Annotated in this window: 11 protein-coding genes; 7 read left to right on the forward strand and 4 right to left on the reverse strand. The window is 73.9% G+C overall.

The window, feature by feature from the left end; genetic code table 11:
• Together IDM29_RS13135 and IDM29_RS13140 are read right to left on the reverse strand one after the other, a co-directional pair.
• A partial coding sequence (locus IDM29_RS13135; protein ID WP_188037619.1) for a DUF58 domain-containing protein occupies window positions 1-838 on the reverse strand: 838 nt, incomplete at its 3' end.
• A gap of 14 nt (window positions 839-852) precedes the next feature.
• Window positions 853-1,845, reverse strand: coding sequence for a MoxR family ATPase (locus tag IDM29_RS13140; protein WP_182112454.1), 993 nt, complete (start codon window positions 1,843-1,845; stop codon window positions 853-855).
• Window positions 1,846-2,064: 219 nt separating this feature from the next.
• Between IDM29_RS13140 and IDM29_RS13145 the strand changes: the two genes are divergently transcribed.
• From IDM29_RS13145 to IDM29_RS13170, 6 genes are all read left to right on the forward strand, one after another.
• The gene (locus tag IDM29_RS13145; RefSeq protein WP_182112453.1) at window positions 2,065-2,295 is read left to right on the forward strand and encodes a hypothetical protein; all 231 of its coding nucleotides are present in this window, start codon (window positions 2,065-2,067) and stop codon (window positions 2,293-2,295) included.
• 31 nt (window positions 2,296-2,326) lie between these two features.
• Entirely contained in the window at window positions 2,327-2,689 is a 363-nt protein-coding gene (locus IDM29_RS13150; RefSeq protein ID WP_182112452.1) for a hypothetical protein, read from the forward strand.
• Window positions 2,686-3,225: a glycohydrolase toxin TNT-related protein gene (locus IDM29_RS13155; RefSeq protein WP_182112451.1), complete on the forward strand. Its 540-nt coding sequence runs from the start codon at window positions 2,686-2,688 to the stop codon at window positions 3,223-3,225. The genes IDM29_RS13150 and IDM29_RS13155 overlap by 4 nt, the downstream gene beginning before the upstream one ends.
• 27 nt (window positions 3,226-3,252) lie before the next feature.
• Window positions 3,253-3,498 carry a hypothetical protein gene (locus tag IDM29_RS13160; RefSeq protein ID WP_182112450.1) on the forward strand — a complete coding sequence of 82 codons (246 nt, stop codon included), beginning with the start codon at window positions 3,253-3,255 and terminating at the stop codon, window positions 3,496-3,498.
• A gap of 13 nt (window positions 3,499-3,511) precedes the next feature.
• Window positions 3,512-3,826: a hypothetical protein gene (locus IDM29_RS13165; protein WP_182112449.1), complete on the forward strand. Its 315-nt coding sequence runs from the start codon at window positions 3,512-3,514 to the stop codon at window positions 3,824-3,826.
• A 176-nt stretch (window positions 3,827-4,002) separates the two neighbouring features.
• On the forward strand, window positions 4,003-6,012 hold the full coding sequence (locus IDM29_RS13170) for a cytochrome c oxidase assembly protein (RefSeq protein WP_182112448.1): 2,010 nt from the start codon (window positions 4,003-4,005) through the stop codon (window positions 6,010-6,012).
• Between the two features lie 28 nt (window positions 6,013-6,040).
• On the opposite strand, the gene IDM29_RS13175 is transcribed toward IDM29_RS13170, so the two are convergent.
• Window positions 6,041-6,280 carry a hypothetical protein gene (locus IDM29_RS13175; RefSeq protein ID WP_182112447.1) on the reverse strand — a complete coding sequence of 80 codons (240 nt, stop codon included), beginning with the start codon at window positions 6,278-6,280 and terminating at the stop codon, window positions 6,041-6,043.
• A 189-nt stretch (window positions 6,281-6,469) separates the two neighbouring features.
• Between IDM29_RS13175 and IDM29_RS13180 the strand changes: the two genes are divergently transcribed.
• Window positions 6,470-6,709, forward strand: coding sequence for a DUF6458 family protein (locus IDM29_RS13180; RefSeq protein WP_182112446.1), 240 nt, complete (start codon window positions 6,470-6,472; stop codon window positions 6,707-6,709).
• A 77-nt stretch (window positions 6,710-6,786) separates the two neighbouring features.
• Here the strand turns inward: IDM29_RS13180 and IDM29_RS13185 are convergent.
• Window positions 6,787-7,238, reverse strand: a 452-nt coding sequence (locus IDM29_RS13185) for an anti-sigma factor (RefSeq protein WP_188037620.1), incomplete at its 5' end; no start/stop codon positions are given.

Here is a 7,238-nt window from a genome sequence, read left to right on the forward strand (position 1 = left end):
GCGCGCGGGCGGCGGCCGCGGCGCGGCGGACGTCGTCGCGGCCCCGCAGCCACGCGGGGACCGCCCAGCCGTCGCCGACGTCGCGCGTCGTGCCCGGGACGGCCTCGAACGGGTCGGCGTCGGCCACCGCGATGACGAGGACCTCGTGGTGCAGGCACACGGTCTTCAGGGCGTCGTGGTGGGCGACGGTCGGGTTGGCCTCGTCGGTGACCAGCACGACCAGGGAGCGGCGGGTGAGCGCGCCGACGCGGGCGAGCAGCCGGCCGACGTCGGACGGCGGCGCCTTGACCTCGTACGCGCGCTCGACGTGGCGCAGCAGGAGCTCCAGGTGGCCCGTGCCCGCGCGCGGGGGGAGCTGGACCAGACGCTCCTCGTCGCCGGCCACGAGCGCGACGCGGTCACCGCGGTCGCGTGCGAGGTAGGCGACCAGCGTCGCGGCGTCGAGCGCGACCGCGCCCTTGGTCTCGCCGCCGGCGGCGGCCGCCGCCATGGTGCGGCCGGTGTCCACCGCCAGCACGAGGCTCAGGTTGCTCTGACGCACGAAGCGCCGGATGACGGGGATGCCGGCCCGGGCGCTGGACTTCCAGTCGATGTCGCCGACGTCGTCGCCTGGGCTGTAGAGCGACAGGTCGTCGAAGTCCTGGCCGTGGCCTTGCAGGATCGAGCGGTGGCGCCCGTCGAGCAGCCCCGTCGCGCGCCGTGCGAGCGGCAGCTCGAGGCGCGAGCGCAGGTGCGCGAAGCGCGACGCCGACCGGCGCGCCGGAGCCGCCGCGGCGGCGCTCGGCGCGGCGTACGGGGGTGTCGCGGGCGCGGCGCCGCCGACGGGGGACCAGGACACGGTGGGGCCCGGGGTCAGGGGGTCGGCACGGCGTCGAACACCGCGTCGACCAGCTGCTCGGTGGGCACGTTGTCGGCGAGCGCGTCGAAGGTCCGCACGATGCGGTGGCGCAGCACGGGGTGGCGCATCGCCTTGATGTCCTCGGGCGTGACGTAGTTGCGGCCGGCCTGCAGCGCCAGGGCCTGCCCGATGCGCATCAGCGCGATCGACCCTCGAGGGCTCGCGCCGACGCGGATGAGGCGGTCGATGCCGGGGATGGGGCGCGGGCCGCCGCCCCGGGTGGTCGCGACCAGGTCGACGACGTACCGCTTGATCGCGGCGTCGACGTACACGCGGTCGGCCATCGCCTGGAGCCGCTCGAGGTCGGCGAGGCTGATGGGCTCACCGGTGATCGCGGCCGTCTGCCGGCCGGTGGAGATCCGCTCGAGGATCTCGACCTCCTGCGCCGCATCCGGGTAGCTGAGGACCTCCTTGACGAGGAACCGGTCCATCTGGGCCTCGGGCAGCACGTAGGTGCCCTCCTCCTCGATGGGGTTCTGCGTCGCGAGCACCATGAAGGGGCGCGGCAGGGGGTAGACCTCGCCGCCGATCGAGGTCTGCTTCTCCTGCATCGCCTCGAGCATGGCCGACTGCGTCTTGGCGCTCGAGCGGTTGATCTCGTCCAGCAGCACGAGGTTCGCGTGCACGGGGCCGAGCTGGGTGGAGAACGCGCCCGTCGCGTAGTTGAAGATCTGGGTGCCGACGATGTCGTTGGGCATCAGGTCGGGCGTGCACTGGATGCGGTGGAACGAGCCCGACACCGCGGCGGCCAAGGTCTGCGCCGCCGTCGTCTTGGCGAGGCCGGGGACGCTCTCGAGCAGGATGTGGCCGCTGGCCAGGAGGGTGCTGACGAGCGCGACCCGCAGGTTGTCCTGCCCCACCACGCGCTGGGCGAAGACGGCGTCGATCCGGTCCAGCAGGCGCCGCGCCTCGACGTGGTCGGTGTCGTTGATCGGCTCGGTCAGCATGCGTGGTCCTCCGGTGGCCGGCTGGGGGCGCACGGCTCGACGAGGGCTTCGGCGAGCCCGGCGTGGCGGTGCGGCAGACGGCGAGTATGCCAGTCGCCGCGCGGACCGCCAGGGGGGCGGCGCACCTGTGGACCGACCCGTGCTGGCGCGCGGCGCGGCGTCGCCCGATCGGTCCAGTGCGAGACCTGGGCACGGGCGGCGGCGCTCGCCGGTGCCGGGATGACCGCCTTCTACGACGCCGACGCCGCGCTCGCCGAGGTCCAGCGCGACATCGCGCAGGCCGCCGAGCGCGCCGAGAAGGCGCAGCAGGTCAAGGCCGAGATCGACGCGGTCCGCGCGGCGCAGCGCGAGGCCGGCGGGCGCGCCGTCGCCGCGATGGCCGAGGCTTTCGGCGAGGACCCGGCGACCACGCAGCACCTGCGCGCCGAGATCGGGCAGCGCTACACCTGAGGATCGTGGACCGGCCTACCGCTGAGCGGTCGTGGAGCGTCACACTCGTCCCGGTTCCGGTGGGTCGCGTGAGGGGGCGGATGAGCGAGCTCGAGGTCGATACGCAGGTGCTGACGGCGCACGGGTCGAGGTTGGCGATGGTGGCCGATGCCGTGCGCTGGCGCACGACGCCGCGAACCAGGTCGACCTGCACGACGGTGCGTTCGGGTTGCTGTGCGCGTTCCTGCCGGGGTTCGTCAACACGGCGGAAGTGGAGACGGGTCGGGCCATCGGCGCGGCGCGGGACACGCTCGAGGCGATGGTCGACGGCGTGGTGGCGATGGCTGAGGACTATCGCGCTGCGGACGACGGGGTCCGGGGCCGGATGGACACGATCGCCGGAGTGCTGCCGTGACGGCGATCGTGCAGTCAGGGCGGCTCACGGTCGAGCGCTCGGACATCGCACCCTGGTTCGGGCAGCAGGGTGGCGGGATGCAGTACAGGTTCTTCAGCCCGACCGGCAAGGAGCTTTCTCAGGGGGACCTGATCGGTCTGGGCGTCATTCGCAAGGTGGGGAGCCGAACCATGGTCGACCAGCCGCAGGCGCCGCCCGAGTTCGTCGCGTTGCGCGCCGAGGGCGAGGCGCGGGGATTCGTCTACGGGATGGACTTCTTCGTCTGGGGGGTGCCCGGCAACGGCAGCAGCGAGTCGATCATCTTCGGGTGCGAGGGGGCGGACTACACCGTCACCTACAGCGACATGGGACGCGAGAGACGCTTGTACGCCTCGGCGTCCTACGACGATGCGAAGCGCCGCTTCTTCGACGAGGTCGCGCGCCTCGCCGGCCCTCGTGGCCGAGGACCGCTGGCTGGCAAGCCCGCACAGACCGGCTACGAAGGCATGACCCAGGAGCAGGTCTACGAGCAGCTCAAGCGCCAGGGCTACTTCTGAGCCGGGACGGTGGAGAGGGTGTCAGGCATGGCTTCGCGAGCTTTCGGCATCCGTCTGAGCTCCTCGGACGGACGGGCGCGGTACGACTACGGGATCGACGAGCAGGATCCCGAGCGTGGCGTCCTCGTCATCCCGGCGACGGATCCTGACGCCTGGTTCATCGAGGGGCGTGGGGACCGGCCGAGGATGGCCTCGGCCGTGATGGCGACGGCGTACCGGGAGTTCCAGCGCACCGGCGAGTGGCCCGCCAACGCCTCCGTCTTCACCGGCTGAGCGGCAGGGCTGGATGAGCTCCCTGACGAACGTCGCCGCCCACGAGACCGACGACGTCTCGCGCGAGGCGATCGAGCGCCTGCTCGACGACCTCGAGGGGCACGCCGGCGAGGAGTCCGCGAGCGTCTCGGTGAGCCACGAGAGCGGGTGGAACCTCGAGCTCTTCACCGACCTGACAGTCCTCGAGGACGTCGAGGCGGACCCGGGGACGGAGCGGCACCTGCGCGGCCTGTCGCGGGACGAGCGGCTGCGGCTGGCGCTGCTCCTCGTGGCGGGCAGGACGGACGACGTGCTCGCGCTGGACTGGGTGCCCGGCTATGGCTCCTGAGCAGGGCCGGTACGCCGGCCGGCCGGCGCAGGGTCGCACGCCCGACGTCGAGGCCTTCGCGCGGGCGCTCGTCGACCAGACCTTCTTCGCCGACCAGCAGCAACCCTGAGCCGCCCGCGGACCACGCCGACAGGTGACCGGGACCTGCGTGCGCGGGGCCGCCGTAGGCTGGTCGGGTGACTGGTCCGAGCGTGCCGACGACCACGGCCCGGCTCCCCGCCGCGGCGCTCGTCTCCGGGTTCCTCCTGGCGCTCGCGGCCGCCGTCCTCGGTGTCGCGTTCTCCGGCGCCGTCGACGCCGCGCTGCTCGACCCGGGTCCCGCGGTGCGCTGGGGCCTGCCGCTCGCGACGGTGACCTCGGAGCTGGCGGCTGCCGTGACGCTCGGCGCCCTCGCGCTCGCCGCCTTCGTCCTGCCCCGCGCCGCCGGCCGCGCGCCGGGCGAGGGCCGCGCCTGGCCGACGGCGCCCGTGGTGGCCTCCGTCGCGGCCGGCGTGTGGGCCCTCGCGAACGTCGCGCAGCTCGTGCTGACCTACGCCTCGATCGTCGGCCGTCCGGTCGGCGGCGCGGGCTTCGGCTCGGAGCTCGGGCTCTTCGTCACGTCCGTCGGCCTGGGGCGCACGCTCCTGGCCGTGACCGTCGTCGCGGCGCTGACCTGCATCGTCGCGCTGCTGGTGACGCGTCCGCTCGGGGCCTTCGCGGCCGCGCTGCTCGCGACGTCGGCCCTGGTGATGCTCGCGACCACGGGGCACAGCGTCGGCGCGACGAACCACGAGCTGGCCGTCTCCTCGATGTTCCTGCACCTCGCCGGTGCCGCGGTCTGGATCGGCGCGCTCGCGGGCCTGGCACTGCTCAGCGGGCGGCTCGGCCGCGACCTCGCGCCGTCGGTCGCGCGGTTCTCCTCGATCGCGGCCTGGTGCTTCGTCGCCGTGGCCGTCTCCGGGACCGTGAACGCCGTCGGCCGCATGGACGAGGTCGCCGACCTCGCGACGCCCTACGGCGTGCTCCTCCTGGCCAAGGTCGCGCTGTTCGCCGTGCTGGGCGTCCTGGGCTGGCTGCACCGGCGCGCGGTCGTCCGGCGCCTGGCCGAGACGCCCGCGTCCCCGCGCGCGCCGGGCGTCTTCTGGCGCCTGGTCGCCGTCGAGATCGCCGTCATGGGTGCCGTCTCCGGCGTTGCCGTCGCGCTCGGCTCGACCGCGCCGCCGGCCGACCTCGAGCCGCCGACGGCGCCGACGCCGGCCGAGATCGTCACGGGACACCCACTGCCGCCCGAGCCGTCGTTCGACCGCTGGCTCACCAGCTTCCAGTGGGACCTGATCCCGGCGCTCGGCTGCCTCGCCGCCGTCGTCGTCTACGGGCGCTGGGTCGCGCGCCTGCGGCGGCGCGGCGACACGTGGCCGGTGCACCGCACCCTGTGCCTGGTCGCGGGCATGGTCCTGCTCGCGTGGACGACGTCGGGCGGGCTCGCCGTCTACGGCCACGTCCTGTTCAGCGCGCACATGCTCCAGCACATGGTGCTGGTCATGGTCATCCCGATCCTCGTGGTGCTCAGCGCGCCCGTGACGCTCGCGGCGCGCGCCCTGCCGCCGCGGGCGGACGGGTCGTGGGGCCCGCGCGAGTGGCTGCTCGGCCTGGTGCACTCGCGGTGGGCGCAGTTCTTCGCGAACCCCGTGGTGGCGGCGGTCAACTTCGCGGGCTCGATGTTCGTCTTCTACTTCACCGACGCCTTCGAGCTGGCCCTGACGAGCTACGTCGGGCACCTGCTGATGATCGCCCACTTCTCCCTGGCGGGGTACCTGTTCGTCAACGGGCTCATCGGCGTCGACCCGGGGCCCAAGCGCCCGGGCTACGCGCTGCGGCTGCTGCTGCTGTTCGCGACCATGGCCTTCCACGCCTTCTTCGGGCTCGCGATCGTCAGCTCCGAGGCGCTGCTCGCACCGCGGTGGTTCGGGCTGCTGGGCCGACCGTGGGGGCCGTCCGCCCTCGCGGACCAGCACACCGGCGGCGCCATCGCGTGGGGCATCAGCGAGCTGCCGATGCTCGTGCTGGCCATCGCGCTCGCCATCGCCTGGACGCGGGACGACGAGCGCACCGCGCGTCGCCGCGACCGGGCCGCGGACCGCGACGGCGACGCCGAGCTCGAGGAGTACAACGCGATGCTCGAGCGGTTGGGGCAGCGGCGCGGCTGAGCGGCCGGCGCGGGCTGCGGCAGTGCTGTCAGCGGGGCGGCTCGCCCGGCTCGGCGCGATCGGCGTCGCCGCGCTCGACGAGGTAGCTGCGGCCGTCCGGTCCGACGACGCGCTCGAGCGTCGTGCGCAGCTCGCTCTCGCGGCGGCGGTCGGCGTCCGTCGCGGGCCGCCCGCGGCGCAGGTCCCCGACCTCCGCCGGGCCGAGGAACGGCAGCAGGAAGCGCTCGGTGAAGCGGATCCCGAAGGGACGACGGCGCTGGTCGGACATGGTTCCTCGATCGTCGGAGCTCTCGACCACTGTAGGACGCACGCGGCTGCGCGAGCTGCCCACCCGGACGGTGGCGGTGGTCACCCGCACGAGCGATCCCGGACGCTCGACGCGCGGGCGCGAGGGGTCTCCGCCATGCTCGTCCCTGAACCGGCCGGGTCGCCCGGCCGCCGAGGAGGAGGAACGAGCATGGGTATCGGAACCGGGATCTTCCTGATCGTCGTCGGTGCGATCCTCGCCTTCGCCATCGCCCCCGACACGTGGGACGTGGTCAACCTGAACATGGTCGGCTACATCATGATCGCGGCGGGGATCATCTCCCTGATCATGGGCATGGTCTACAACAAGCAGCGCGCCAACACCAGCCACCGCGAGGTGGTCGAGCGGTACGACACGCGCACCCCCCCGCCGGCCGGCCCCGCCGTCTGAGCGGCACCCCCTGCACGACCCAGGACGCCGACGCCCGCGCCATGACTGTGGTGCGGGCGTCGTGCTGACCGGCCGACTCAGGCGTCGAGGACGCCGCGCACGATGCTGTCGCCCGAGTGGGCCGGGTCCCCGTCGAACGGCTCCTCGGACACGTCCACGACGGCGAAGTCCGACAGGTCCAGCCCCTCGGGCACGGTGAAGCGACCCTCGGATCCCTGCAGCACGCCGAGGCTCACCAGCCGCGTGACGTCCCGGTCGATGAGCCACACCTCGCGGAAGTCGCCGTCGCTGCCCGCGTCCTCGACCGAGAGGACCAGCTCGCGCGAGCCGTCGGGCGTGACCTCGACGACGGCCTCCCCGGTCGCGTCCCAGCCCGGGAGCGGCTCGAGCCTGGCCTGCGCGAGCACCTCGGAGTCGGCGTCGCGCTCGCGCACGCCGGACAGGAACGTCGCGCCCACGCCGCCGACCACGATGCCGGCCGCCGCGGCCGCCGCGATCCAGGGCAGCCGGGCGCCGCGGCGGCCGCGGG

The organism is Actinotalea sp. JY-7885, assembly GCF_014525465.1.
GTDB lineage: Bacteria > Actinomycetota > Actinomycetes > Actinomycetales > Cellulomonadaceae > Actinotalea.